Below are 23,314 nucleotides of genomic sequence, written 5' to 3' on the forward strand. Positions count from 1 at the left end.
AGTGGTCCTCGTAGTAGGCCAGGTGCTTGAGCATCCCGCCCAGCGTCATCGTCGAGGCGCCCACGGTCGCCGTCAGACCGGCCACGTCCAGGCCGGAGCACTTCCAGGCGAACGTAGCGCGTTGGTACTCCAAGAAGCCTACGAGGGTCTCGATCTCGCCGGACGCGAGAGGAGGCTGCGGGCGGCCTTGGTCGTCCAAGACAGTCATGCGCAGGAGTTTACGGCCGCCGCCTCAGGTCGACTGGCTCGAACCTGAACGACCCTCGGGCGGGACGACAAGGAGCAGGTGAAGGTCCTCCAGGCGATCAGGACGCGGGCACCTGGACTGCTGGTCAGTGGAGGTGGAGGGCTTGGTCAGTGCTGTGGTCCGTGGTCGGGTCGGGTTGTCGACTTGGCTCCGGGGTTGAGTGCTTCGGGTGGTAGGTGCCCTGGGCGGGTGAAGGTTTCGAGGGGTTGGCCGAGCCAGCTGGTCAGGGCCAGGATCCCGTCGATCTCGAATCGGCCGTGGTGACGGAGGCGGTTGATGGTGGCAACGGCGACGCCGCCTTGTTCGGCGACGGCGGCCCAGGACAGGCCTTGTGCGGTTCGTTGGGCATCGAGTGCTGCGTGCAGGGCAGGTGGGTCGAATCGGCGTGGTGGTGATGAGTGCATGCCGTCACCCTGGAAGGGCTGGGCTTGGGGTGTCAACCACCGTGTCGCTCAGGACTGCGGGTTGCTCTCTTGACCCCACCCCCGTGGTCTGCCAACCTCGCTGAGTGCGGGACGGGTAGAACTGCAGGCGGCGGAGAGCCGACCGAGCGACTGTTGAGTTGGGCTACCGGTTCCATGGGTAGCGACGCGATGATCGTGTCAGTGCGAGCACTGCATGACGATCAAGGACCGTGGCGGCTGAGTGTTGACGTGCGCGGCCGTAGGGAACACGTGGTACTGCGTTCTCCGACCCCACGCATTGATGCAGAGATGATCGCCACCGGGGCTGCCGCGCTAGAGGTTGCCCATGGCAACGGCGTGCCGGCTCCGCGGCTGCTCGCCGAAGACCTTGACGGTACTGAGGCCGGCGTACCGGCAACGCTGGAAACCTTCGTTGCCGGGAGTACTACGTGGCCGCGGGCAGTGCCTGTTTCGCGGATCCGCGAAGCCGGTGCGGCACTCGCGCAGGTTCACGCGATCCCGCTGGCGCCTCGGCGCGATCTACCGCTCAGAACGCGCCCGATTGCGGTCGACGACTTCGCCCGGGACCGGCGGCAGGGTGACATGGCGACGTCGCCACTGCTGCGTAGGGCGGACGAATGGATTCAGAGCATGGCCCGGCCGAAGGGCCCGACCGTGTTTGTCCATGGCGACGTGTGGACGGGCAACATGGCATGGATAGGCGACACCGCCTGGACCCTGATCGACTGGAAGACAGCCGGTGTCGGCGACCCAGGCGTCGACATCGGCGAACTACGCAAACAGATCGCCATCACGTACGGCCTCGAGGCAATCGGGGGCGTCGTGGACGGATGGGAACAAGCCACTGGCCAGCCGGCCACGAACGTGGCCTATTGGGACGCGGTCGCGGCTCTCAACACCCGTACTGACCTTGGCCCGGTGATCACCAAGAGGCGCGACGCGTTTCTCCGGTCCGCTCTCGAGCGGCTCTCTCAGCCGGTATGAAGGATCCGAAAGCGATCGGGGTTCGCTGGATCTCGATCAACGACTTGGACAGGGGGCCAAGTCCATTGCCAAACGCTGATGTCTGGTGTGCGGGAGAACTTGATCTGCCCGCGGGTGCCTTCGATTGCGACGTGCGGCCAGGCTTCGGCAATGCGCGCTCGGTCCGTGCCATGGGAGCGCAGCACCTCGGCGAGGACTGCGACCGTGTCGTAGCCCTCGAAGGCGACGAAGGAAGGTGCTTCGCCTAGCCGCTCGCGGAGGGCCGACTCGACTCGTGCACCGAGCGGGCTGAGGTGCTCGGGCAGGTAGCGCAAGAACGGGATCCCGGCACTGTCGTCGCTCAGCAACGTTGCCCATTCGGCGAACTCCGGTTGCCCTGCCGGAGCACCGATCATGATCTCGGCGAGGCGCGGGTCGCGGCGGACAGACTTGACGATCGACACTGCCGGCGCCGGGTGGCCGACCAGAAGCAGGAGGGCTGTCGCACGTTTGTCGACGAGTTCGTCGCACACGGCCGTGGGGGTGAGCGTGCCCAGGTCGAGTTCGACGACGGTACCGCCGCGTGGAGCGAGGTAGTCCCGCAGAATGCGGGTCCCAGCTGCCCAATAGACACTCGACTGGGCCGCTACGGCGATTCGACTGTGGCCAGCGTTGAGGAGGAAGTCTGCGTAGATCTGCCAGCCGTGGGACTGGGCCGGAGCAAGGCGCGCGACCCAGTCCGTTGGCTGTTCGGTAAGCGCGTCGATAACCGCCGACGAGCAGAGGAACGGCAGACCGAGGGCGTCGGCCCTTGCAGCAGCGGCGCGAGCGACGACGCTGTGATACTCCCCGGCCAAGGCGGCCACACCCAGGCGAGCCAGTTCATCGACGGCGGCGGTTGCCCTCTGTGGATCAGCCGCGGTGTCTCGAACCACCAGCTCGAGTGGTCTTCCGACGATCCCACCGTCGTCGTTCACTTCGCGAACAGCCAGCTCGAGTCCAGCGAGCAAGTGTTGTCCTGCCTCGACCCAGCCAGGCCGAGTCAGCGGAACGAGAGCGCCGATCAGGACGGATGATCCGTCAGGTGCAGGTGGCGATAGTGGGCTGCTCATACGTTGGCGTCTCCCATTGGACGATTCGGTTGCGGTTTGCCCGGATCCGCAGAATGGCACGGCCCGGGTGAGTGAACCTACCTTGATAGGCAAGTCGTGACTTGCCTATAGTGACGCTTATGGCGGAGGATGTCTTCAAGGCGCTGGCTGATCCGACGCGGCGGCGCATTCTCGATGAGTTGGTGGAACGGGACGGCCAGACGCTTTTCGAGATTTGTACGCGGTTGGTGACCAAGCATGGTGTGGGATTGTCGCGCCAGGCGATCAGCCAGCATCTGGCCGTACTGGAATCCGCCGATCTGATCCGTACCCGGCGCCAGGGGCGCTACAAGTTCCACGATCTGAACACCGAACCTCTTGAGCGCATCGTCACCCGGTGGCTCAAACGCGATTCAACCGGAGGCACCCCATGAGGATCCACCTGTCCAGCGTTTTCGTCGACGACCAGGACAAGGCCCTACGCTTCTATACCGACGTGCTCGGCTTCGTGAAGAAGAATGAGGTCCCGCTGGGTACGGACCGTTGGCTCACCGTGGTCTCACCGGAAGACCTCGACGGAACCGAGCTGCTGTTGGAGCCCGACGGTCATCCCGCGGTGAAGCCGTACAAGGAGGCGCTGGTCGAGGACGGCATACCGGCAGCGTCCTTCGCCGTGGACGATGTGGCTGCAGAGTTCAGTCGGCTTCGCGAACTCGGCGTTCGGTTCACCCAAGAGCCGCTGGAGATGGGCCCAGTCACCACAGCGGTCCTGGACGACACCTGCGGCAACCTGCTCCAGATCGTGCACAGCAAGTAGGCCATCGGCTGCGGACTTGACGAGGGCGCTGTCAGCGGCCCAACTCGGCGCGTTTCAGTTTGCGGCGTTCTCGGAGGTTGGGGTGGCGGACTACTACGCCGGCCAGGCCCGCGGTTCCGGTTAGATGGATCAAGGGGGTGCCGGGGAGGCGGTCGGGGGTGGTCTTGTCCTTGACGCCGCTGATCCCGTCGGTGTCGACTGCCCAGCTGGTGGGGATGACGATGACGACGCCGGCCATTTCGCCGTGTGCCTCGACCGTTACCTCGGGTAGCCGGCAGTCCACTTGGGTGAAGTCGAGCTTGACGCCGGCCAGGCCGCCGTGCGCGGTGATGTGCGGGGGGACGCGCCAGGGCCCTGTACGTTTCGCGCCGTGTAGGCCGCCGTTGAGTACGAGCGGCTTGCCCGAGGCTGTGCCGCCCACGGACGGCAGATCCGCGGTCAGGGGCGTCAGCTCGGCCAGTGTCTTGGCATTCAGAGCCTGCGCCAGCCTGTCATCGAGCTCGGAGATATCGATGCGGCCCTCGGCGGCCGCGTCCCGCAGCCGTTCCACCACCGCGTCGCGGTCTGCGTGGGACGCGCGCAATTCGCTCCGCGGGACAAGTCCCGAATCGTCAGCCGTCATGAGGAAATCCTACAGACGAGACGCCGGCCCGGCTGCGCGAAGAGCTTCTCCACCTCACATCTTGACGTACTACCTCGTCGGAGGGGTGTAGCGATCGACGACGGTAGAGGAGTGCACCATGGATGCCCGCTTGAACCTTTTCGACAACCCGACTGCAGGCAGGTTCATGAAGCACATCGTCTCCGCGGGCCACGGGCTCGCGAGTTCGACGTTGCCTGCCGCGACACAGGAGCTGGTGGGGCTCCGCGCGAGCCAGATCAACGGGTGCGGCTTCTGCACCGATATGCACACGAAGGACGCGCTCGCTGCCGGTGAGTCGCAGTTGCGCCTCAACCTGGTCGCCGCGTGGCGGGAGGCGACGGTGTTCACCGAGGCCGAGCGCGCTGCGCTGGAGCTGGCCGAGCAAGGCACCCGCATCGCGGATACAGCCGGCGGGGTCACGGACGAGGCGTGGGCGAATGCTGCCAAGTACTACGACGAGGAGCAGCTCACCGCACTGGTGTCCGGGATCGCCCTCATCAACGCCTTCAACCGCCTGAACGTCATCGTCCAGCAGCCCGCAGGCGACTACCAGCCCGGCCAGTTCGGATAGCCAGGGACCGCCGGCGTCTTGGTCCTGAGCCGCAGTCAAATGATTGGTGCCGATCAACTGCGGGGCGGGAGTTGCCAGATTGAGATGTGGGTAGGGCTGTTGGCGGTGAAGGGGGTGTGGTGCCAGTCGGTCCAGCGGGCGTGTGGGGTTAGTCCGGCGAGTTGGGCCATCAGGTCCAGTTCGGAAGGCCAGACGTAGCGGTGTGGTGAGGAAAAGGTCTTCAGGTGGCCGTCGATCTGCCAGTAGTGGTGTGAGACCGCGATCTGGGTCACGAGGTTGTATTCCTCGAAGCCCAGGTGGGTGGGTGTCGCGGTGAAGACGTGGATGGTTTCGCCGGGTGGGAGACGTTGCAGGGCGGGGACGTAGTTCTCGATGACGAAGACGCCGCCTGGCTGCAGGTGCGCGGCCGCGTTGCGGAAGGTCTGGACCTGCTCGGCCCGGGTCGGCAAGTTCGTGATCGTGTTACGCAGCAGGTAGACGAGTGTGAACCGTTCGTCCAGGGCGGTGGTTGCGAAGTTGCCGATGGATACCTCGATTTCGGAGGCGTCCTGCTGGGCTTGCAGTTGCGCGACCATCGCGCTGGACAACTCGATCCCGTGAACGCGGACGCCCTGCCGGCTAAGGGGTAGCGCGATACGCCCGGTACCGATGCCGAACTCGAGAGCGGGGCCAGTCCCTGCAAGCTCGGCGAGGAAGCGCACAGCCGGATCAACGACGGCAGGATCGAAGAGCTCAGGCCAAAGATCCTCGTACCGCTGAGCGATCCACTCGTCGAAGTACACATCGGGCATACACCCGAGCATGCCTAAAGTGCCTTCGGATGGCGAGCGAGTATTCCTGGCCCTGACGCGTGCCAGCCTGGCCGGGTCAGTTCACGCAGAGGCAGAAGGGGTGGCCGGCTGGGTCTAGGAATACTCGGAAGGTGGTGCCGGGCTGGTGGTCATGTTTGGTGGCGCCCAGTTCCAGTACTGCGGCCTCGCCGGCGTCGAGGTCTTCGACGATCAGGTCGTGGTGCATTTGCTGGGGGATTGCCTGGGTCGGCCAGCTCGGCGGTGTGTAAGCCTCTACCTGCTGGAAGCAGATGCAGTGTCCGTAGTCCGAACGGATTTCGGCCCAGCCGGAGGAGGTCTCGACCTTCCAGTCCAGCAGCGCGCCGTAGAAGGTCGCGAGGGCAGCAGGGTCGGGACAATCGATGACGATGCCTGGAAAGCGTGCGATAGCCATGGGGGCCACGATAACGACCAACGCGGACGATTGACGTCCGGATTGTGTCGCCAGCTGAAGAGACTGTGAGAAGGGGAACGTATGGGAGGCACGACCTTCGACGGTTGGCTGCGGGGGTTCGAGGATGCCGCCGAGCTTCGGGCACGGGAGAGCAGTCCGCCGTGGCAGGCGGGCGGAGTACTGGATCGAGCGATGGTTCGCAGTGTTCAGAAGTTTCAGGCGGGCGAGGACGGAGATGGCGCGAGCCTGATCGGCAAAAGCGCGCGGGTCGGCGATCCGGCGTACGCGGCTGCGGTGCGCCTGTTCGTAGCCGAGGAACAGAATCATGCGCGCTTGCTCGAACAGTTGCTGCTGAACGCTGGAGCCTCAACCATCGACGGGCATTGGAGCGACAAAGTCTTCGTCAGTGTGCGGCGTGCATTGGGGCTGCGGCTGGAGTTGATGACGCTGATGGTTGCCGAGGTTGTCGCGCTCCGGTACTACGAGGCGCTGCGCGACGGCACCGAAGACCCTGTACTCACTGAGGTCGCCGCTCGGATTCTGGCCGACGAGGAGCGTCACGTCCCATTCCACGTCCATCGGTTGCGCGGCGGCTTTGCCCACGTACCGCGACCGGCTCGTCTCGCCGCGGCCGCAGGCTGGTGGATCCTGATGCTCGGCGCGGTTGGAGTCGTTGCCGTCGACCACGGGCCCGCGCTACGCCACCTCGGCGTACGCCCCCTGCAGTTCATGGCCGATACGGTCCAACTCTTCCGCCCCATCGCGGCCGAGGTCCTGCGCTGAGAGTTTTCCGCTGACCGTACGCGGTTCCGTCGTGGGGATTGGCGGTGTATGCATGAGGGATGGCCCGTACTGCGCGACGCAGCCGGGCGGGGACCTGGTCACGATGAGCGGCTTCGAGCCGTGGGAGTTCCGCCCGGGGATCGGACACAACGAGCCGACCGAGTTGGTCGGCTACCTGGTGCTGGGGACCGACGGTGAGGTCGGCGAGGTCGAGGACACCCAGTCCTCAGCCGGTCGGGAGGCGTTCGTCGTCGACACGGGTGCGTGGGTGATCGGCCAGCGCATCCTGTTGCCGGTCGGCACGATCGACCGGATCGACCATCGCGAGCACCGGATCACGGTCGACCGCAGCATCGCCGAGATCATCGGCGCCCCGCCGTACGACCCACTGTTGGTGGACGACCCGCAGTACGGCGATGCGCTGGCTGACTACTACTGCAATCTGTACGGCGGTGTCGTGCAGCAAGGACGGACGATTGAGTGAACGTCCTTGACCAGCAAGGTTGTTAGCGTTCACAAGACGCTGCCGCCGGCCCCGCGGTGGTGGTGGTGGGGATGGCTGACCTGGGCGATCGCCGTCCTGTCCACGGCGATCGGCTCCGAAGAGCTTGCGGACCTGGCCGAGATGGCCCGTACCGAACTGTTGCTCATCGACGCTGATACGACCACTCGCCAGCTGACCAAAGGAGGTCCGCTGGAACGCCGCCTGGCCGCCGGCTTCTGACGACTGGCAGGGTGGTGGGGTGGAGAGCTGGCGGACTGGAGCGGCGCGGGTGGGGATCTCGGGGTGGCGGTATGCGCCCTGGCGGAAGGTGTTCTATCCGGAGGGACTGCCCCAGCGGGCCGAGTTGGAGTTCGCCTCGCGGCGGCTCAACTCGATCGAGTTGAACGGGTCGTTCTACTCGCTGCAGCGACCGTCGTCGTACCAGCGCTGGTACGACGAGACGCCGGACGGGTTCGTGTTCTCGGTCAAGGGGCCGCGGTTCGTCTCGCATCTGAAGAAGCTCGCCGATGTGGAGGCGCCGCTGGCGAACTTTTTCGCCTCCGGGGTGCTCGCGTTGGGTGCCAAGTTCGGGCCGGTGCTGTGGCAGTTGCCTCCGACTCTCGGGTACGACCGGGATCGGCTCGCGGCGTTCTTCGAGCTGTTGCCTCGGACAACGGGCGCTGCCGCCGAGGTTGCCGCTGGGCACGATGAGCGGATGAAGGGTCGGGCGCTGCTGGAGACCACGGTTGATCTCCCGTTGCGTTATGCGCTCGAGGTGCGGCATCCGTCGTACGAGAATGCTGAGTTCATCGAACTGCTGCGCGAGCACGATGTCGCGTTGGTGTGCGCGGATACGGCGGGGAAGTGGCCGATGCTCGACGACATCAGTTCGGACTTCGTCTACGCCCGGTTGCATGGCGCTGAGGAGTTGTATGTCAGCGGGTACGACGACGAGGCGCTCGACCGGTGGGCCGGCAAGGTCCGCACCTGGCAGCAGGGCGGTACACCGACGGACGGTCGCACGATGGCTCCGCCGGCCCGGCGGAAGAAGCGGGATGTGTTCGTCTACTTCGACAATGACGTGAAGGTCCGGGCTCCGTACGATGCCGAGGCCCTGGCGGCAAGGCTCGACGTGCACCCGCTGGGCTGAGAGGGGATTCCTCGGCGCTCGTCGGCAGGTCTCACCAGGAAATCGGGGGGTCGTCGGCATATTCCGGAGAGTGATCAGGTTGTCTAGGGCTAGAGACCAAGGTTGAGGAGAGCACAGGGTGAGCATTCGAATCGGGTACAAGGCCTCGGCCGAGCAGTTCGGGCCGCGGGACCTGGTGGAGTACGCGGTCAGGGCCGAGGAGCTCGGACTGGACAGCGTGACGGTGTCGGACCACTTCCTGCCCTGGCGGCACAACGGCGGGCATGCGCCGTTCGCGCTGGCGTGGATGGCGGCCGTCGGCGAGCGGACCGAGCGGGTGCTGATCGGGACGTCAGTGCTGACGCCTACGTTCCGTTACAACCCGGCGGTGATCGCCCAGGCGTTCGCGACGATGGGTGTGCTGTACCCGGACCGGGTGATGCTCGGCGTCGGTACCGGTGAGGCGCTGAACGAGATCGCGGTGTCGGGCCGGGAGTGGCCCGAGTTCAAGGAGCGGTTCGCGCGGTTGCGTGAGGCGGTCGACCTGATCCGCGATCTGTGGACCAAGGAAGGCGTCAGCTCGGACGGGCCGTTCTACCAGACCGTCGACGCGTCGATCTACGACCGGCCGGATACGCCGCTGAAGATCTACGTGGCGGCCGGCGGACCGCTGGTCGCGAAGTACGCGGGGCGGGTCGGGGACGGGTTCATCGCGACGTCTGGCAAGGGGATGGATCTTTACACGGAGAAGCTGATTCCGGCCGTGAAGGAGGGCGCGGAGAAGGCGGGGAAGTCGTTCGAGGACGTGGACCGGATGCTCGAGGTCAAGCTGTCGTATGACCGGGATCCGGCGCATGCGTTGGAGAACACCCGGTTCTGGGCGCCGTTGTCGTTGACGCCGGAGCAGAAGCACAGCGTCGACAGCGCGATCGAGATGGAGCGGCTCGCGGACGAACTGCCGATCGAGCAGGTCGCGAAGCGGTGGATCGTTGCTTCGGACCCCGAAGAGGTCCTCAAGCAACTCCAGCCGTACGTCGATGCCGGTTTCAACCACTTGGTGGTTCACGGGCCGGGGCATGACCAGGAGCGCTTCCTCACCCAGTTCACCACCGACGTCGTCCCCCTGATCCGCAAACTCTGCTAATCGCCGGTATGCCGGGCTCAGGTGGCTCGACGGTGCCTGGGTGGGGGGTGGGTGGGGATCGGGGCGGCTGAGCGTGGCGGTCCACCTGACAGGGGGCTCTTGATGGGCTGGGCGTCCGCACCTTCGAGGTCAGTTCATGAACTCGGCGGCGAACTGGGTGAGGTGGGGGGCGTGGCGGAAGCCGATGACTAGTTCTTGTACTCCGGCTGCTTCGTAGGCTGCGATTCGTTGGTGGATGGTTTCCGGGGTGCCGATCAGGCCGTACGAGGCGAGGTTGCCGGGGTAGGCGAACTCGGATCCTGGGGGGATGTGTGAGCGCGCCTCCTCGTCGGTGGTGCCGAGGATGTACGCCGTGGTGGCGGTTCGGCGGATTGTGGAGTAGTCGCGGCCGACGTCTGCGCAGTGCTTTCGGAGGATGTCGTACTTGTGTTCCAGCATTTCCGGGGATTCGATGATGTTGCAGGCGTCGGCGTACTGCGCGGCGATTCTGAGCGTCACCTTCTCGCCGCCGCCGGCGATCAGCAGCGGGATGTGCGGCTGCTGGATCCCTTTGGGTTGGTTGATCCCGCCGGCGGTTCGGTAGTACTTGCCGTTGAAGGTGACCTCGTCCTCGGTCCAGAACGCGCGAATCACCTGCACCGCTTCGTCGAGCCTGCGGAGGCGGTCACCCGCAGTACCGAAGTCGTAGCCGTAGCCGAGGTAGTCCGGTTCGTACCAGCCTGAGCCGATACCGAAGGTGAGCCGGCCGTTGCTGATGACATCGATCGTGGAGGCGATCTTGGCCTGCAGGGCAGGATTGCGATAGCTGTTCGCGGTAACCAGTTGGCCGAGGCGGACCCGGTGGGTGTCGCGGGCCAGCGCGGCGATCACCGACCAGGCCTCGAACAACAGTCCCTGCGAGGGCGGGATCGTGTGCAGGTGATCGGGCACGTACAAGGTGTGGAATCCGAGCTCGTCCGCCGCCTGCGCGACGTCCGTGATCTGTCGGTACGCCGCCGCCGGATCGGCGCCGGCGGTGAACTCCTGGGCGAATCCGGTCGGCAGGAAAACGCTGAAATCAAGCGACATCTGGGGTCACATCCTGAGCATCGGCAGCTGCGGTCACGGATACGGACCCAGCGCCGCGCGGAAAGGAATCGGGTTGAGCCCCGGCCGCGCTTCTCGCACACTCGGTAGATGAGCTACGAGGTACTGCGTGATGACGACCCGCGCTGCGCCGTACTGGAAGCGGGCGGCTATCGCTTGGTGGGCGAATCCTGGGGCGCTCGCCTGCGCGATCCCGATCCCGCGCTGCTAGAAGCTGCCGTACTGCGGGTCGCGGGGTCCGGGGTGTCCGCCCGGGAACTGGGCAGCGAGTTCGCCGAGGCCTACCACGAGCTGGAACTGGCCAATGAGAAGGACTATCCGTACACGCCGGCGACGCATCACGTGGTCGGCGATCTCGAGCAGTTCCGGGCGCTCTGGGGCGACGGCGGGCGGGTGTTCGGCGCGCTCGACGGAGAGCGGCTCGTGGGAGCGACCAGCATCGGGCCGATGGAGGGTCGCTGGGACACGTCGTTCACGTCGGTCTTGAGTGAGTACCGCGGCAAGGGCATCGGTCAGGCGGTCAAGGCCGCGTCGATCCTTGCCTTACTGGCGGACGGGGTGCGGGTCTTCGGGACGGGTGGCGCGGACCAGAACGACGCCAGCCTCGGCGCCAACCTGGCACTCGGCTACGTGGTCGAAGAACGCTGGCGCAGCTACGCCGCTCCGGTCACCGACGGCGAGTAGCCCCGCGGCTCGTAGTACAGGACTCAGGTAGGAATCCAGGTCGGCCACCACGGCGGGACGTTGGCGGGGCAGAGGGAGGCTGGCGAGCCGGCGGGGGTTCCGGCCCAGGAGAAGAGCGCCAGGTCGGCGATCGTGATGGCGATGGCGGCCGCGAGGAACGGCATCAGGAACTTGCCGCCCTTGGTGCTCCGGGACGTCCGGTAGACCACGCTGAACAGGACGATGTTCACGACTCCGGCGACCGGTACACCGACGAAGAGCAGGGTCGGCCCGTTGCCGATGCTGTTGATGGTGACGTCGCAGTCGCGCCAGGCTCGCGAGGTCAGCACCACCAGCCCGAATCCCGCCGCCCCGCCGACCACCAACGACAGGAACGAGTCCATCCGGTTCTTCCCAGCTGCTTTCGCCATGACGGTCACGTTAGGTGCTCAGGGGTGCCGCGCGACGCAGTACCGGGGTGTCTCGCGTCTCAGGCGGTGACGGTGACTGGGCGGGTGGGGGGTTGGAGGGGGTCGGGGGCTAGGCGGGCGTGGCGTTCTACGTCGTAGCGGGTGCCGTCGTAGTTGAGGCGTTGGCGTTCGAGGCCTTCGTAGAGGAAGCCGGCGGAGGCGGCGACGGTGCAGGAGGCCGGGTTGTTCGTGCGGTGGCCTAGTTCCAGGCGGTAGAGGCCGGCGTCGTGGTGGGCCCAGTCGACCAGGGCGCGGAGGGCGTCGCGGGCGACTCCCTGGCCGCGGATGTCCGCGATGGTCCAGTACCAGGTCCAGCCGACCTGGTGCCGGTCGATGTTCGTCACCGCGACGCAGCCGACCGGGTGGTCCTCCGCGTCGGCGACGGCGTACACGTGCCCGTTGTCGAGATCGGCGACCCGGCCGATCCAGTCCACCGCGGCCGCGGTGTCGCGGATGCCGCCCTGGTACGCCATTTCCGGGTCCGCGTGGGCGACCGTCAGGCGCAACGCGTCAGCCACGCGCCAGCGGCGCAGATCGAGCTTCGCCAGGTCGTAGGCCATTCGTCGAGGCTACTCCCGAGTCCGCCGCCGCGAATCGCTTCACAGCGTGTACTGCGCCGCCGCGCTCCGCACGCATTCATTCGCCCCCTTTTCACCCTCCCGGCCGGCAGGCGAGTGACCCTCGGCAACCCCCCCAGGGTGAAAAGGGGGCGAATGAATGCGTTGGTTCGGCAGGATGAGGGCATGAGATTCCTCGACTTCACGGATCAGGTTGTTCTCGTCACCGGGGCCAGCAGCGGGATCGGAGCCGCGGCGGCGGTCGGATTCGCCGAGACCGGGGCGACGGTCGCGCTGCACTACCACCACAACGAGACGGGTGTTCAGCACACGCTCAACGCGGTGAACACGGCCGGCGGGACCGGTTCGATCCACCAGGCCGACCTCGCGGATCCGGAGTCCGCAGGGACGCTTGTCGACGCAGTACTGGCCAAGCACGGGCGGATCGACGTACTGCTGAACAACGCCGGCGACCTGGTCAAGCGCTCGCCGGTCGGCGAGGTGCCGGACGAGGAGTTCCACCGGATCATGGACGTGAATCTGACCTCGGTCTTCGCGATGAGCCGGCGGATCCTGCCGGTGTTCCGCGCGCAGCAGGGCGGCTCGATCATCAACGTCACCTCGATCGCCGGCCGGAACGGCGGGGGCGGCGGCTCGGTCGTCTACGCGACCAGTAAAGGGGCCGTCAGCACCTTTACCCGCGGCCTGGCGAAAGAGCTGGCCGCCGAGGGCATCCGCGTCAATGCGATCGCCCCCGGTCTCATCACCACGCCCTTCCACGAGCGCCACACGCCGCCGGAGCAAATGAAGACCCTCGTCGGCACCATCCCGATGGGCCGCGCCGGCACACCGCACGAATGCGTCGGCACGATCCTCTTCCTCGCCTCACCCGCGATGAGCGGCTACGTGACAGGCCAGATCATCGAAGTGAATGGCGGCCAGTTGATGCCGTGAGCACCGACCTATCCGGGCGGAAGAGAGCGTTGCGGTCGAACACCTTGCCGGAGTGCCGATAGCCAAGCTGATCCAGTACTGCGTACAGCCGCGCCCTCACGTCTTCGCGCTTGTCCTCCACCAGTACTGCGCGCGGCTGCAGCCGCGTCAGGGTCCGCGTGGCTCCGGAGAGTGCCGCGATCTCCGAGCCCTCGACGTCGAGCTTCACCACATCGAGCCGCTCGAGAGCGTGCTCCCGGGCCCAGTCGTCGAGGCGGATCACCGGTACCCGCTGGACGAGCTGACCTTCGTTGTGGAGGGACCGGACGCCCGCGTCGGCGACGTCGTACCGGGTGTCGGCGCGGAGGTCGGCCTGATACGTACGATCGCCGAGGGCGGCCGGGATCGTCTCGATCAGGCCGGCGACCTTGTTGCGCTCGGCGGCGGACTGCAGTTTCTCCAGGGAGTCCGCGGCCGGCTCGAAGGCGATCACCCGTCCACCACCGACCTCCCGCAGTCGCTTCGCCGCGCTCAGGCTGTGCAACCCGATATTGGCACCGACATCCAGTACGACGTCGCCTCGGCGGAGCTCATCCCGCAGGAACCGGAACATCGCCGGCTCGTACCGACCCGCGTAATACACGACCGCCTGAAGGTTGTCCCGCAGATCCAACTCAAGCCGCAACCCCTGCCGGCGTACGGCGACTCTCGTTGCCCAACTGGCCGGGATCTTCGCCAACCGAGGATTCTGATCAGCCAACCGAGGCGAGATCCGCATCGCAACGCGAGTCACGCCCGCGTCCCTCAACCCTTCCAACCGCCCAACCACCCGCGCCGCCCGCCTCGCCGCCCCAGCCCCACCGAAGCGCGCAGCGGCGTACGGCACCGCCCAGACAACCCGCCAAACCGGCCCGTCCTTGAACTCCACGCCGTCCCGTTACCCACCACGCGCGCGCCGTACTCGCCGGCACGCCGATCAGCCGTTGAGGAGGTCTTCGAAGGGGGTGGGGGTGGTGTAGGGGTCGGTGGGGGGCTTGGTGGGTTGGTGGGTGAGGAGGTCGACCAGTTCGGTGGCGGCTCGTTCGACGCGGGTTCGGAGGGCGGTGGCGTGGGGGCCCCAGTCCGAGGAAGCGGCGTACACGGAGGTGGGGACCACGATCGCTTGCAGGTAAGCGAAAAGCGGTCGCAGTGCGTACTCCAGTACCAGTGAGTGCCGCTCTGTTCCGCCGGTTGCCGCGATCAGGACCGGCTTGCCGACCAGCGCCTTGTCGTCCAGTACGTCGAAGAACATCTTGAACAGGCCGCTGTACGACGCGCTGAACGTGGGCGTCACCGCGATCAACGCATCAGCCCGTACGACGGTCTCGAGCACCTCGCTCAGGCTCTCCGAGGGGAAGCCCGTGAGGAGGTTGTTCGTCAGGTCGTGCGCGTGGTCCCGCAGCTCGATCACCACGACCTTGCGCGGGATCCCGCGGCCGTCGAGGACGTCCCGGACTCCGGCCGCCAGCTGGTCCGCCAGCAGCCGGGTGGACGACGGGGAAGTCAGACCCGCGGTCACGACGGCAATGGTCCGCTCGTTCATCGGGCGGTCTCCTCTTCGAGAGTCTCCAGGTCGTGCGCGCGCTCTGCAGCCACCTTCAGGGAGGCATGCGTCGGCGCTTCAGGCACGTGGGCCGGCCGCAGCGAGTCGAACTCCTTCCGCAGTACCGGAACAACCTCGGAGCCGAGAATGTCCAGCTGCTCCAGCACGGTCTTCAACGGCAGGCCGGCGTGGTCCATCAGGAACAGTTGGCGCTGGTAGTCGCCGAACTGTTCCCGGAAGGTCAGCGTCCGCTCGATCACCTGCTGCGGACTACCGACCGTCAACGGCGTCTCCCGGCTGAACTCCTCCAGCGAGGGACCGTGCCCGTAGACGGGAGCGTTGTCGAAGTACGGCCGGAACTCGTTCACGGCGTCCTGCGAGTTCTTCCGCATGAAGACCTGGCCGCCGAGTCCCACGATCGCCTGGTCCGCCGCGCCGTGACCGTAGTGCTCGAACCGCCGGCGGTAGAGCTCGATCATCCGCCCGGTGTGCGAGGCCGGCCAGAAGATGTTGTTGTGGAAGAACCCGTCACCGTAGTACGCGGCCTGTTCGGCGATCTCCGGACTGCGGATCGAGCCGTGCCAGACGAACGGCGGTACGCCGTCCAGCGGTCGCGGGGTCGAGGTGAATCCCTGCAGCGGCGTGCGGAACTGGCCCTCCCAGTCGACCACGTCCTCGCGCCACAACCGGCGCAGCAGCGCGTAGTTCTCCACTGCCAGCTGGATGCCGTTGCGGATGTCCTGGCCGAACCACGGGTACACCGGTCCGGTGTTGCCGCGACCCATCATCAGGTCGACCCGGCCGTCGGCCAGGTGCTGCAGCATCGAGTAGTCCTCAGCGATCTTCACCGGGTCGTTGGTGGTGATCAGCGTGGTCGACGTCGACAGGATCAGCTTCGAGGTCTGCGCGGCGATGTAGCCGAGCATGGTGGTCGGTGATGACGCCACGAACGGCGGGTTGTGGTGCTCGCCGGTCGCGAACACATCCAGCCCGACCTCCTCGGCCTTCAGCGCGATCGTCACCATCGACTTGATCCGCTCGGCCTCGCTCACGGTCCTGCCGGTGGTGGGGTCCTGCGTGACGTCGCTGACGGTGAACACACCGAACTGCATCGGCCCTCCTCCAAGGTCTTGTAGTTCATTATTGAACTATCTCGCCAAGCCTAACGCGTCGATTCGGCCGACCATTCCATCATCCCGCTCTTGTCAGCACGGGTCCGTCCAGTGAAACTAGGTCCCGCCTCGCGAAACCGCGAGAGTCCTCACCGCCCCGAGGAGCGCCATGAAACTCACCCGCCGCCTGCTGCTCGGCAGCGCCGCCGCCATCCCCGCCGCCGCACTCACCGGTACTACGGCCGCCGCGGCCCCATCGGTCGCGAACCGGCCGCGCGACCTCTCGGAGGAGCTGATCACCCAGTGGGCCGACGCCCGCGGCGCCCACCCGCTGATCCCCGACATCTCCCACGCCGGCTACCGCGGTGGCGAGCGCCCGCGCCGACCGCGCACGATCGCGCGAGTCACCGACTTCGGCGCCCACTCTGGCAGCACCACCGACGCCGCTCCCGCGTTCAACGCCGCAGTCCAGTACGCCGGTACGCACGGCGGCGGCACGATCGTCGTACCACCCGGGACCTACCGCCTCGATTCGCCGATCTGGATCCACTGGTCGAACGTGGTGCTGAAGGGATCCGGCCGGGACCGCACGATCCTGCACTTCACCCGGCCGCTGGAGGAGAGCTATCGCCCCAACCTCCAGCCGAGTCTGCAGAGCCGTTGGTCTTGGACCGGCGGGCAGATCTGGGTGATCGCGCCCGAGCGGAAGGCGAAATCCGAGGCCGAGGACTTCGCCGCTTCGGAGGGCTGGTTGCTCGGCGAGACTCTGGCCGAGGTCGGAGCCGCTTCCCGCGGCCAACGGACGTTGCTGGTGTCGGATACGAGCCACCTGGCCGCCGGCGACCTCGTAGTACTGGAGACCGACAATCCGGCAGACGCGTCCGTACTGCGGCACCTGGCCGGCGAGATTCCCGGGACGCGGGAGTACGACTGGCCCGTGAAGGCGCCGCAGCTCACGACGGGATCGGGTGGGCAGTACATCCAGTACGCGACGCTGCAGTGGCCCGTGCGGATCGAGGCTGTGCTGGGGGATCGGCTGGTGCGGTTGGCGCAGCCGTTGCGGTACGACCTCAGGCCGAGTTGGCCGTCGCGGTTGCGCGAGCTCGGGCCGACCGTCCACGACGTCGGGGTGGAGTCGCTGACGATCCGCAACGAGCTGCGGCCGATGACGATCCACAATCGCCATCCTGGGGCGAACGGCCTTTGTTTCCAGGCGGTTCACGACTGCTGGGCCGACGACGTACGGGTGGAGAACTGCGATCTCGGGTTCGGGTTCACCACAACGAAGGCAGTCACCTTGACCGACGTGGTCGTGGGCGGGCGGTCGGCCCACCACAGCTTCGCGTGCCGGATGCAGGCGCACGACAACCTGGTGGACGGGTTCGAGATCGAGGCGTTCACGGTGCCGCTGCCGACGGGCGCGTTGCATCACGGACTCAACCTGGAGGGCCTGTCCGCGGGCAACGTCTGGCGGCGCGGGCGGATGGCGGAAGGCACCTTCGACACTCACAGGGCGATGCCGTTCGAGAACGCCCGCACCGACATCACCCTGACCAACAACGGCCGGGTCGGCGGTTCCGCAGCGTCGGGCCCGCTCTTCGGCGCCCGCATCGCGCACTGGAACGTCCGCATCACCAGCGGAAACCCGTACGCCATCCAACTGGCCGACGTGGCTCCCCGCTCCATCACGGTAGGCCTCCAGGGTCTGACATCAGACCCCAGCGGCCTACCGCGCGACTTCCCCGGCGACCTCGAGAACGGCACCTACCAGCTGGGACAGAAACCGTCCCGCCCCGATCTGTACGCAGCTCAACGCAACCACCGCGCCCCCTGACCTTGCGTTCATTCGCCCCCTTTTGACCATCAGGCCGGCTGTTACTGGCAGGGTGCGCTGCAGGGATGGTCAAAAGGGGGCGAATGAACGCGGCGTGCGGGAGGAGGCCTCCTCGCGTTTCAGGCTGCGTCGAGCTTGGCGATCTGGGCTGGGGTCAGCTGGAGGTCGATCGCGGCGTAGGAGTCGCGGATCGTCTCCGGGCGGGTGGAGCCGGGGATCGGGATGACGTGCGGGGACTTCGCCAGCATCCAGGCCAGGGTGACCTGCTGGGGGCTGACGCCGAGCTCGCCCGCGATCTCGTGGAAGGCCGGGTGGTTCTGGCCCAGGTCGGAGGCGTTGGTGATGCCGCCGAGCGGGGACCAGGGCAGGAACGCGATGCCGAGCTCGTCGGACAGTTCCAGCTCGGGCTCGCTCGAGCGGAAGGCCGGCGAGAACTGGTTCTGCACCGAGGCCAGCCGGCCGCCGAGGATCTCGTTGGCCAGCTTGATCTGCGCGGGGTTCGCGTTCGAGATGCCCGCGAGCCGGATCTTGCCGGCGTCGAGCAGATCGCGGATCGCGCCGACGGAGTCCTCGTACGGCGTCTTCGGGTCCGGACGGTGGAACTGGTACAGGCCGATCGCGTCCACCCCGAGCCGCTTCAGCGACTCGTCGGCTGCCTTCTTCAGGTACTCGGGTGTTCCGTTCAGGGTCCAGGAGCCGTCGCCGGGGCGGAGGTGGCCGCCCTTGGTGGCGACGAGTACGCCGGACGTGTCACCGCCGTACGAGGCCAGCGCCTTGGCGATCAGGTTCTCGTTGTGGCCGAGGTCCGTCGCGGTCAGGTGGTACGCGTCGGCCGTGTCGATCAGGGTGATGCCGGCGTCGAGCGCGGCATGGATGGTCGCGATCGACCGGGCCTCGTCGGGCCGGCCCTCGATCGACATCGGCATCCCGCCGAGCCCGATCGCGCTGACCTCGACGTCGCCGATCCGGCGGGTCTTGTTTGTCTGGTTAGCCATGATTCCAGCCTCGCTCGCGGCAACTCAGATCTCCAACAGGAAAAAGCACTGAGAGCGATCGCACGCAGGACTCAATCGGAAAAACCGTCAGACCTGGTGATAAGAGGCAGGCGGCCGGGGACCGCCTGCCTCTGGCTCAGGCGCTGTGGACGTGGGGGTTGCGGTCCTCGACGACGTAGGTGGCGCGGGTGCTGATCGGTGCGCCGGGCTGGGAGACGAACGGCACCACCCGGAAGTCGCTGCGCCAGCGGTGCTTGTCGATGGTGACGCGGACGTAGCCTCGCTGGGAGTTGAAGAACTTCAGGTGCGGGTTCGCCAGCAGGAACTGGGTGCCCTGGTCGGTGGTGTCCGCGCCGTCGCCGCCGCTGGTGATCGACGTACCGACGAACTCCGTGCCGACCGTTCGCGAGTCCGGGTTGGCGAAGTCCCGCTTCAGCTCCATCGCGTAGTTCTGGTGCCGGTCGCCGGTGATCACCACCAGGTTGCGGACGCCGCTGTCCTGCGCCGCCGCCAGCACCTTGTTGCGCTCGGCAACATAGCCGTCCCACGGGTCCAGCCAGACGTGCGTCTCCGGCCCCGGGGTCCAGTCCGTCTGTCCCATCGGCGTCTGGTTGCCCAGCACCTGCCACTGGGCCCGCGACTCGCGGAACCCGTCCAGCAGCCACTTCCGCTGCTTCCCGCCGAGCATCGTGTTGTCGGGATCGAACCGGTCGTCGCAGGTCGAGGAGTCGCCGTCGCCGCACGGCTGGTCCGAGCGGTACTGCCGGGTGTCGAGGATGGTGAAGTCCGCGAGCCGCCCGTACGGAAGCCGCCGGTGGTACCGGATGTCCGGGCCGGACGGCATCTGCTCGTGCCGCAGCGGCAGGTTCTCGTACATCGCCTGGAACGCCTGCGCCCGGCGCTCCCGGAACACGATCGGGTCCTGGTCCGGCTCGGTGTCGGCCTGGCTCAGATCGCCGGCCCAGTTGTTCTCGACCTCGTGGTCGTCGAAGGTGTGGATCCACGGGTGCGCCGCGTGCGCCGCCTGCAGCGGCGCCTCGGTCTTGTAGAGCGAGTACTGCAGCCGGTACCGCGCCAGGTCGAACGTCTCGGTGTGGAACCGCGGGTCCGTCACGACCCCCCGCTTGTTCGTCTTCACCCCGGACTCGTAGATGTAGTCGCCCAGGTGCACGACCAGATCCAGGTCCTCGCCGGCCATGTGCTCGTACGCCGTGAAGTACCCGTCCTGCCACGCATTGCACGAGGCGAAGGCGAAGCGGAGTTCCCGGGGTGAGGTGAACGGGTGCGGGGTGGTCCGGGTCCGCCCGGTCATCGACACCTCGCCGCCGACGCGGAACCGGTAGTAGTACTCGTGGTCCGGCAGCAATCCGCGGACCTCGGGGTGGACCGAGTGCCCGAGTTCGGGCGTCGCGACCACGCTCGACCGGCGCACGATCTGACGGAACCGCTCGTCCCGGGCGACCTCGTACTCGACCCGCACCGGCTTGGCCGGCATCCCGCCGCGCCCGTCCACGGCGTACGGGTCGGTGGCGAGGCGGGTCCACAGCACCACGCTCTCGTACCGGGGATCGCCAGACGCGATCCCGAGCGTGAAGGGGTTGCCTGCGCCGGTCGGGGCGGCGTACGTGGTCGAGGCGTCCCAGGCCCCGGTGCCGAGCAGTACCGCGGCGGTGCCGGCACCACCTAGACCCAGGAAACGACGGCGTGAGACTGACATTGGTCCTCCTGCGGGCGGGCGAAGTATCAGGGGCGCATGCCAGCCTGCAGTTGTCAGATGTCTGTCGATCGAAGGTTGAGTGAACGAGTGCCATGCAGTTACTGATTCCGGTCAAGGAATGACTGCTGCGGTGGTTGGGAGAGGATGGGCGTATGCACAGCGATGAGCGGATCCGCCGGGCCAGGCCGGACGACGTACCGGCGATCGTCGACCTGGTCTACGGGCTGGCGGAGTACGAGCGGGCGCCGCAGGAGTGCCGCCTGACCGCGGCGCAACTCGAGACCGCACTCTTCGGCGAGGCGCCGGCCGTCTTCTGCCATGTCGGTGAGCTCGACGGCGAGGTGGTCGGCTGCGCGCTGTGGTTCCTCAACTTCTCGACCTGGCGGGGTGTGCACGGCATCTACCTCGAGGACCTCTTCGTCCGCCCCGACCACCGCGGCTCGGGCCTCGGCAAGGCACTGCTGACGGCCCTCGCCCAGGAATGCGTCCGCAACAACTACGAACGCCTCGAGTGGTCCGTCCTCGACTGGAACACCCCGGCCATCGACTTCTACAAGTCCCTCGGCGCCACCGCCCAGGACGAATGGACCACCTTCCGCCTGACGGACACCGCCCTCACCACCCTCGGCTCATGAGCACCCGGTCGGAGTCAGCATCGGGTCACGAGCTGCGACCTCTGATGTTCACGCGCATCGTGCAGGCGGCGCTCTGGGCCGTGATCGCCGCGCTCGTTGTCGGCTACCTGATCGACAGCCAGGGTCTGGAGCCGGCGGGCGTCGTCATCGCGTTGGTGGTGCTGGCAGTCGGAGTGGTGTTGGCGATTCGGAGCTACCGGATGGGCGTCCGGTACGGGTCAGAGGGCATCGAGGTCCATGGGCTCCTGCGTAACCGGCGGATCGCCAGGGACCAGATCAGCAAGATCACGAACTTCCCGGCGGTCCGGTGGCAGTCCGCGGACGGCAAGTCACACTGGACGCCGATCTTCGCCTTCGCTGGCTATGGCCAGCTGGCCTTCAGCCACCGCTACAACCAGTTCTGCATCCTGCAACTCCAAACCTGGAACGACGAACCCCGTCGCAACCCCACCAAGCCCAAACCCCGCCGCCGATGAAAGCCGACGCCGCCCGCACCGCCCGCACCGCCCGCACCGCCCGCACCGCCCGCACCGCCCGCGCTGGTCGCTGGCATGATGTGCCGGTGAACCTGCGGCCCCTGACGATCACGCTTCTTGCGAATGTCTTCGGTTCGGTGGCGTTGGTCGTGCTCGGTGTGCTGCTCTGGCTGCAGAACGGCGTGCGCGTGGCGGTTCTGTTGTCTGCGCTGGGCCTGTGGCTCGCGGTCCGGGCCTACTGGATCGGCGTGCAGGCGGACGAGCGCACTGTCCGCGTCAAAGGCCTGCTCTGGAGCCGCACAGTCCCGATCGACCGCATCAAGCGAATCACCACCTTCCCCGCCATCAGCTGGACCGCACCCTCCGGCCGAACCCGCTGGACCCCCATCTACGCCTTCACAGAGTTCGGCGGAGCGATCCGCCGCGTGCATGCCCACAACACCCAGACCACCGACCAACTACAGCAGTGGGTCGGGCGGAGTTGAGATCTCAGCTGGTTTGGCGCTGGCGTTTTGCCTCGTACATGGCGTGGTCGGCGGTGCGGAGGAGTTCGTCGAGGTCGGTTGCGTAGGGGCTGACGACAGCGGTGCCGATGCTGGCGGTGACGGCGACGTCGATGCCTTCCAGTGGGCTGCGGATGGACTCGTCGATCCGGCGCATCAGAGCGTCCAGGTCGTCGCCCTCGATCTCCTCCGCCAGGATGGCGAACTCGTCGCCGCCCAGGCGTGCGACCGTATCGCCGTGCCGGACCTGCGCCTGCAGCCGGTCGGCGATCTCGCGCAGGGCCCGATCACCAGCTTCGTGCCCGTACTTGTCGTTCACCTGCTTGAAGTGGTTCAGATCGCAGAACAGCAGTACTCCGCGGCGCCCGCTCTGCCGGCACCTCTGCAGTGCCGCGATGAAGCGGTGCTGCAGCAACCGGCGGTTCGGCAATCCGGTCAGCGGATCATGCGCGGCATGGTGCTGCAGTTCGCGCTCCGCGTCCTTGCGCGCTGTCACGTCGTCGATCTGGATCAACACGAACCGCGGAAGATCCTTGCCCTGGTCAACGATCACGGCCGTACCGCCGAGCCAGATGTCGTTGCCGTCGGTCCGCCGGAAGGTTCGCTCGAACCGGTACGGGCCCTCGCCGGCGCCGATCAGGTCCATGTCCCGCTGGGTCTGCTCCGGGTGCTCGTTGGGCAGATAGTCCATGAAGACGGTCCCGACCAACTGGTTGTGGCTGTAGCCGGTGATGCGGCAGAACGCGTCGTTGACCCGCAGTACGCGCCCTGCCTCGGGCCCTTCGAAGGCGATCGTCGCCATCCCGTTGCCGGCCCCTTCGAAGACCAGCCGGAACGTCATCTCGCTCGCTTCCAGGCGAATCTTCTCGGCTCGCAGCTGATCGGTGAGCCGGGCCTTGTCGATCGCCAGCCCGGCCTGGGTCGCGAAGATCTCCAGCAGTTCGCGATGGATCGGCCCTGGCCGTCGCTGATCCTCGGGCAGATCCACCGACAGCATGCCGACCAGTTCGCCCTCCGGCGAGTGCAGCGGCGCGAACAGCGCATCCAGCGGATGCCAGGCATCGGGTTCCGTCGAGACCGGCACGTCCGGCACCCAGCCGACGACCTCGCCCTCGGGCAGCCTCTCGTGCGGGACGAACCGCAGCCCACCCCACTGGTCGGCGATCTTGAACTCGGCGTCGAAGATGTCGGCCGCGCTGATCGTGCCCAGCAGAGCCTCCTTGGCCTCGG

At 66.9% G+C, this 23,314-nt stretch carries 30 protein-coding genes; 15 read left to right on the plus strand and 15 right to left on the minus strand.

Going from position 1 to position 23,314, the window contains the following annotated elements:
• The coding region (locus VFG33_RS28940) for a mycothiol transferase (RefSeq protein ID WP_325056144.1) at positions 1-208 on the minus strand (208 nt) is incomplete at its 3' end.
• Positions 209-354: 146 nt separating this feature from the next.
• Positions 355-651 carry a cobalamin biosynthesis protein gene (locus tag VFG33_RS28945; RefSeq protein WP_325056145.1) on the minus strand — a complete coding sequence of 99 codons (297 nt, stop codon included), beginning with the start codon at positions 649-651 and terminating at the stop codon, positions 355-357.
• 189 nt (positions 652-840) lie between these two features.
• Between VFG33_RS28945 and VFG33_RS28950 the strand changes: the two genes are divergently transcribed.
• Complete coding sequence (locus VFG33_RS28950; protein ID WP_325056146.1) at positions 841-1,656, plus strand: aminoglycoside phosphotransferase family protein; 816 nt, start codon at positions 841-843, stop codon at positions 1,654-1,656.
• On the opposite strand, the gene VFG33_RS28955 is transcribed toward VFG33_RS28950, so the two are convergent.
• Positions 1,644-2,747, minus strand: a complete 1,104-nt coding sequence (locus VFG33_RS28955; protein ID WP_414672992.1) for an ABC transporter substrate-binding protein — start codon at positions 2,745-2,747, stop codon at positions 1,644-1,646. The two genes, VFG33_RS28950 and VFG33_RS28955, sit on opposite strands and share 13 nt — an antisense overlap.
• A 119-nt stretch (positions 2,748-2,866) precedes the next feature.
• Here VFG33_RS28955 and VFG33_RS28960 point away from each other — a divergent pair, with 119 nt between their 5' ends.
• Both VFG33_RS28960 and VFG33_RS28965 read left to right on the plus strand, forming a co-directional pair.
• Positions 2,867-3,160, plus strand: a complete 294-nt coding sequence (locus tag VFG33_RS28960; RefSeq protein ID WP_325056148.1) for an ArsR/SmtB family transcription factor — start codon at positions 2,867-2,869, stop codon at positions 3,158-3,160.
• A complete protein-coding gene (locus tag VFG33_RS28965) occupies positions 3,157-3,543 on the plus strand; it encodes a VOC family protein (protein ID WP_325056149.1) in 387 nt (128 codons plus the stop codon). Before VFG33_RS28960 ends, VFG33_RS28965 begins: the two co-directional genes overlap by 4 nt.
• A gap of 31 nt (positions 3,544-3,574) precedes the next feature.
• Here the strand turns inward: VFG33_RS28965 and VFG33_RS28970 are convergent, their stop codons facing one another.
• Positions 3,575-4,165 carry a DUF1707 SHOCT-like domain-containing protein gene (locus VFG33_RS28970; RefSeq protein WP_325056150.1) on the minus strand — a complete coding sequence of 197 codons (591 nt, stop codon included), beginning with the start codon at positions 4,163-4,165 and terminating at the stop codon, positions 3,575-3,577.
• Positions 4,166-4,283: 118 nt separating this feature from the next.
• Between VFG33_RS28970 and VFG33_RS28975 the strand changes: the two genes are divergently transcribed.
• Entirely contained in the window at positions 4,284-4,757 is a 474-nt protein-coding gene (locus VFG33_RS28975; RefSeq protein ID WP_325056151.1) for a carboxymuconolactone decarboxylase family protein, read from the plus strand.
• Between the two features lie 53 nt (positions 4,758-4,810).
• Here VFG33_RS28975 and VFG33_RS28980 read toward each other — a convergent pair whose 3' ends face one another.
• Positions 4,811-5,548 carry a class I SAM-dependent DNA methyltransferase gene (locus VFG33_RS28980; protein WP_325056152.1) on the minus strand — a complete coding sequence of 246 codons (738 nt, stop codon included), beginning with the start codon at positions 5,546-5,548 and terminating at the stop codon, positions 4,811-4,813.
• Between the two features lie 76 nt (positions 5,549-5,624).
• A complete protein-coding gene (locus tag VFG33_RS28985) occupies positions 5,625-5,981 on the minus strand; it encodes a VOC family protein (protein WP_325056153.1) in 357 nt (118 codons plus the stop codon).
• An 81-nt stretch (positions 5,982-6,062) separates the two neighbouring features.
• Between VFG33_RS28985 and VFG33_RS28990 the strand changes: the two genes are divergently transcribed.
• The 5 genes from VFG33_RS28990 (at position 6,063) to fgd (ending at position 9,521) form a co-directional block, all read left to right on the plus strand.
• Entirely contained in the window at positions 6,063-6,764 is a 702-nt protein-coding gene (locus tag VFG33_RS28990) for a ferritin-like domain-containing protein (RefSeq protein WP_325056154.1), read from the plus strand.
• A 52-nt stretch (positions 6,765-6,816) separates the two neighbouring features.
• Positions 6,817-7,248, plus strand: a complete 432-nt coding sequence (locus tag VFG33_RS28995; protein WP_325056155.1) for a hypothetical protein — start codon at positions 6,817-6,819, stop codon at positions 7,246-7,248.
• A 6-nt stretch (positions 7,249-7,254) separates the two neighbouring features.
• On the plus strand, positions 7,255-7,488 hold the full coding sequence (locus VFG33_RS29000; protein ID WP_325056156.1) for a hypothetical protein: 234 nt from the start codon (positions 7,255-7,257) through the stop codon (positions 7,486-7,488).
• Positions 7,489-7,507: 19 nt separating this feature from the next.
• A complete protein-coding gene (locus tag VFG33_RS29005; protein WP_325056157.1) occupies positions 7,508-8,398 on the plus strand; it encodes a DUF72 domain-containing protein in 891 nt (296 codons plus the stop codon).
• 118 nt (positions 8,399-8,516) lie between these two features.
• The gene (fgd, locus tag VFG33_RS29010; RefSeq protein WP_325056158.1) at positions 8,517-9,521 is read left to right on the plus strand and encodes a glucose-6-phosphate dehydrogenase (coenzyme-F420); all 1,005 of its coding nucleotides are present in this window, start codon (positions 8,517-8,519) and stop codon (positions 9,519-9,521) included.
• A 129-nt stretch (positions 9,522-9,650) separates the two neighbouring features.
• On the opposite strand, the gene VFG33_RS29015 is transcribed toward fgd, so the two are convergent.
• Positions 9,651-10,589 (minus strand): LLM class F420-dependent oxidoreductase, encoded by a 939-nt coding sequence (locus VFG33_RS29015; protein ID WP_325056159.1) that lies wholly within the window; start codon positions 10,587-10,589, stop codon positions 9,651-9,653.
• Between the two features lie 108 nt (positions 10,590-10,697).
• Between VFG33_RS29015 and VFG33_RS29020 the strand changes: the two genes are divergently transcribed.
• The gene (locus tag VFG33_RS29020) at positions 10,698-11,291 is read left to right on the plus strand and encodes a GNAT family N-acetyltransferase (protein WP_325056160.1); all 594 of its coding nucleotides are present in this window, start codon (positions 10,698-10,700) and stop codon (positions 11,289-11,291) included.
• Positions 11,292-11,314: 23 nt separating this feature from the next.
• Here the strand turns inward: VFG33_RS29020 and VFG33_RS29025 are convergent, their stop codons facing one another.
• Together VFG33_RS29025 and VFG33_RS29030 are read right to left on the minus strand one after the other, a co-directional pair.
• Positions 11,315-11,701, minus strand: a complete 387-nt coding sequence (locus VFG33_RS29025) for a hypothetical protein (RefSeq protein WP_325056161.1) — start codon at positions 11,699-11,701, stop codon at positions 11,315-11,317.
• 59 nt (positions 11,702-11,760) lie between these two features.
• Entirely contained in the window at positions 11,761-12,300 is a 540-nt protein-coding gene (locus VFG33_RS29030) for a GNAT family N-acetyltransferase (protein ID WP_325056162.1), read from the minus strand.
• A gap of 183 nt (positions 12,301-12,483) precedes the next feature.
• Between VFG33_RS29030 and VFG33_RS29035 the strand changes: the two genes are divergently transcribed.
• Positions 12,484-13,251: an SDR family NAD(P)-dependent oxidoreductase gene (locus VFG33_RS29035; protein WP_325056163.1), complete on the plus strand. Its 768-nt coding sequence runs from the start codon at positions 12,484-12,486 to the stop codon at positions 13,249-13,251.
• Here VFG33_RS29035 and VFG33_RS29040 read toward each other — a convergent pair.
• The 3 genes from VFG33_RS29040 to VFG33_RS29050 form a co-directional block, all read right to left on the minus strand.
• Positions 13,217-13,969 carry an FkbM family methyltransferase gene (locus tag VFG33_RS29040; protein ID WP_325056164.1) on the minus strand — a complete coding sequence of 251 codons (753 nt, stop codon included), beginning with the start codon at positions 13,967-13,969 and terminating at the stop codon, positions 13,217-13,219. The two genes, VFG33_RS29035 and VFG33_RS29040, sit on opposite strands and share 35 nt — an antisense overlap.
• Positions 13,970-14,206: 237 nt before the next feature.
• A complete protein-coding gene (locus VFG33_RS29045; protein WP_325056165.1) occupies positions 14,207-14,812 on the minus strand; it encodes an FMN reductase in 606 nt (201 codons plus the stop codon).
• Entirely contained in the window at positions 14,809-15,924 is a 1,116-nt protein-coding gene (locus VFG33_RS29050) for an LLM class flavin-dependent oxidoreductase (protein ID WP_325056166.1), read from the minus strand. Before VFG33_RS29050 ends, VFG33_RS29045 begins: the two co-directional genes overlap by 4 nt.
• Before the next feature lie 169 nt (positions 15,925-16,093).
• On the opposite strand from VFG33_RS29050, the gene VFG33_RS29055 reads away from it, so the two are divergent.
• Positions 16,094-17,758 (plus strand): glycosyl hydrolase family 28-related protein, encoded by a 1,665-nt coding sequence (locus VFG33_RS29055; protein WP_325056167.1) that lies wholly within the window; start codon positions 16,094-16,096, stop codon positions 17,756-17,758.
• A 119-nt stretch (positions 17,759-17,877) separates the two neighbouring features.
• Here VFG33_RS29055 and VFG33_RS29060 read toward each other — a convergent pair whose 3' ends face one another.
• Both VFG33_RS29060 and VFG33_RS29065 read right to left on the minus strand, forming a co-directional pair.
• Positions 17,878-18,753 carry an aldo/keto reductase gene (locus tag VFG33_RS29060; RefSeq protein ID WP_325056168.1) on the minus strand — a complete coding sequence of 292 codons (876 nt, stop codon included), beginning with the start codon at positions 18,751-18,753 and terminating at the stop codon, positions 17,878-17,880.
• A 136-nt stretch (positions 18,754-18,889) separates the two neighbouring features.
• A complete protein-coding gene (locus VFG33_RS29065; protein WP_325056169.1) occupies positions 18,890-20,470 on the minus strand; it encodes an alkaline phosphatase D family protein in 1,581 nt (526 codons plus the stop codon).
• Between the two features lie 152 nt (positions 20,471-20,622).
• Here VFG33_RS29065 and VFG33_RS29070 point away from each other — a divergent pair, with 152 nt between their 5' ends.
• The 3 genes from VFG33_RS29070 to VFG33_RS29080 are packed head-to-tail and all read left to right on the plus strand — an operon-like array spanning position 20,623 to position 22,066.
• On the plus strand, positions 20,623-21,105 hold the full coding sequence (locus VFG33_RS29070; protein WP_325056170.1) for a GNAT family N-acetyltransferase: 483 nt from the start codon (positions 20,623-20,625) through the stop codon (positions 21,103-21,105).
• Positions 21,102-21,581 (plus strand): hypothetical protein, encoded by a 480-nt coding sequence (locus VFG33_RS29075; RefSeq protein WP_325056171.1) that lies wholly within the window; start codon positions 21,102-21,104, stop codon positions 21,579-21,581. The genes VFG33_RS29070 and VFG33_RS29075 overlap by 4 nt, the downstream gene beginning before the upstream one ends.
• Complete coding sequence (locus tag VFG33_RS29080; protein WP_325056172.1) at positions 21,578-22,066, plus strand: hypothetical protein; 489 nt, start codon at positions 21,578-21,580, stop codon at positions 22,064-22,066. Before VFG33_RS29075 ends, VFG33_RS29080 begins: the two co-directional genes overlap by 4 nt.
• A 4-nt stretch (positions 22,067-22,070) precedes the next feature.
• Here the strand turns inward: VFG33_RS29080 and VFG33_RS29085 are convergent.
• Positions 22,071-23,314 (minus strand): diguanylate cyclase domain-containing protein (locus tag VFG33_RS29085; protein WP_325056173.1); only part of this gene is annotated, 1,244 nt, incomplete at its 5' end.

Origin of the sequence: Kribbella sp. (assembly GCF_035687465.1) — a bacterium.
In the GTDB taxonomy this organism is placed as follows: Bacteria; Actinomycetota; Actinomycetes; order Propionibacteriales; family Kribbellaceae; genus Kribbella.

Bases quoted from the DNA above. Each gene is read 5' to 3' on its own strand.
- VFG33_RS29030 (WP_325056162.1), bottom strand. From the start codon at position 12,300: ATGGCCTACGACCTGGCGAAGCTCGATCTGCGCCGCTGGCGCGTGGCT.
- VFG33_RS29055 (WP_325056167.1), top strand. From the start codon at position 16,094: ATGAAACTCACCCGCCGCCTGCTGCTCGGCAGCGCCGCCGCCATCCCC.
- VFG33_RS28970 (WP_325056150.1), bottom strand. From the start codon at position 4,165: ATGACGGCTGACGATTCGGGACTTGTCCCGCGGAGCGAATTGCGCGCG.
- VFG33_RS29020 (WP_325056160.1), top strand. From the start codon at position 10,698: ATGAGCTACGAGGTACTGCGTGATGACGACCCGCGCTGCGCCGTACTG.
- VFG33_RS28990 (WP_325056154.1), top strand. From the start codon at position 6,063: ATGGGAGGCACGACCTTCGACGGTTGGCTGCGGGGGTTCGAGGATGCC.
- VFG33_RS28945 (WP_325056145.1), bottom strand. From the start codon at position 651: ATGCACTCATCACCACCACGCCGATTCGACCCACCTGCCCTGCACGCA.
- VFG33_RS29060 (WP_325056168.1), bottom strand. From the start codon at position 18,753: ATGGCTAACCAGACAAACAAGACCCGCCGGATCGGCGACGTCGAGGTC.
- VFG33_RS28950 (WP_325056146.1), top strand. From the start codon at position 841: ATGATCGTGTCAGTGCGAGCACTGCATGACGATCAAGGACCGTGGCGG.
- VFG33_RS29050 (WP_325056166.1), bottom strand. From the start codon at position 15,924: ATGCAGTTCGGTGTGTTCACCGTCAGCGACGTCACGCAGGACCCCACC.
- VFG33_RS28995 (WP_325056155.1), top strand. From the start codon at position 6,817: ATGAGGGATGGCCCGTACTGCGCGACGCAGCCGGGCGGGGACCTGGTC.
- VFG33_RS28955 (WP_414672992.1), bottom strand. From the start codon at position 2,747: ATGAGCAGCCCACTATCGCCACCTGCACCTGACGGATCATCCGTCCTG.
- VFG33_RS28960 (WP_325056148.1), top strand. From the start codon at position 2,867: ATGGCGGAGGATGTCTTCAAGGCGCTGGCTGATCCGACGCGGCGGCGC.
- VFG33_RS28965 (WP_325056149.1), top strand. From the start codon at position 3,157: ATGAGGATCCACCTGTCCAGCGTTTTCGTCGACGACCAGGACAAGGCC.
- VFG33_RS29015 (WP_325056159.1), bottom strand. From the start codon at position 10,589: ATGTCGCTTGATTTCAGCGTTTTCCTGCCGACCGGATTCGCCCAGGAG.
- VFG33_RS29025 (WP_325056161.1), bottom strand. From the start codon at position 11,701: ATGGCGAAAGCAGCTGGGAAGAACCGGATGGACTCGTTCCTGTCGTTG.
- VFG33_RS29075 (WP_325056171.1), top strand. From the start codon at position 21,102: ATGAGCACCCGGTCGGAGTCAGCATCGGGTCACGAGCTGCGACCTCTG.
- VFG33_RS29080 (WP_325056172.1), top strand. From the start codon at position 21,578: ATGAAAGCCGACGCCGCCCGCACCGCCCGCACCGCCCGCACCGCCCGC.
- VFG33_RS28980 (WP_325056152.1), bottom strand. From the start codon at position 5,548: ATGCCCGATGTGTACTTCGACGAGTGGATCGCTCAGCGGTACGAGGAT.
- VFG33_RS28975 (WP_325056151.1), top strand. From the start codon at position 4,284: ATGGATGCCCGCTTGAACCTTTTCGACAACCCGACTGCAGGCAGGTTC.
- VFG33_RS28985 (WP_325056153.1), bottom strand. From the start codon at position 5,981: ATGGCTATCGCACGCTTTCCAGGCATCGTCATCGATTGTCCCGACCCT.
- VFG33_RS29045 (WP_325056165.1), bottom strand. From the start codon at position 14,812: ATGAACGAGCGGACCATTGCCGTCGTGACCGCGGGTCTGACTTCCCCG.
- VFG33_RS29035 (WP_325056163.1), top strand. From the start codon at position 12,484: ATGAGATTCCTCGACTTCACGGATCAGGTTGTTCTCGTCACCGGGGCC.
- VFG33_RS29070 (WP_325056170.1), top strand. From the start codon at position 20,623: ATGCACAGCGATGAGCGGATCCGCCGGGCCAGGCCGGACGACGTACCG.
- VFG33_RS29065 (WP_325056169.1), bottom strand. From the start codon at position 20,470: ATGTCAGTCTCACGCCGTCGTTTCCTGGGTCTAGGTGGTGCCGGCACC.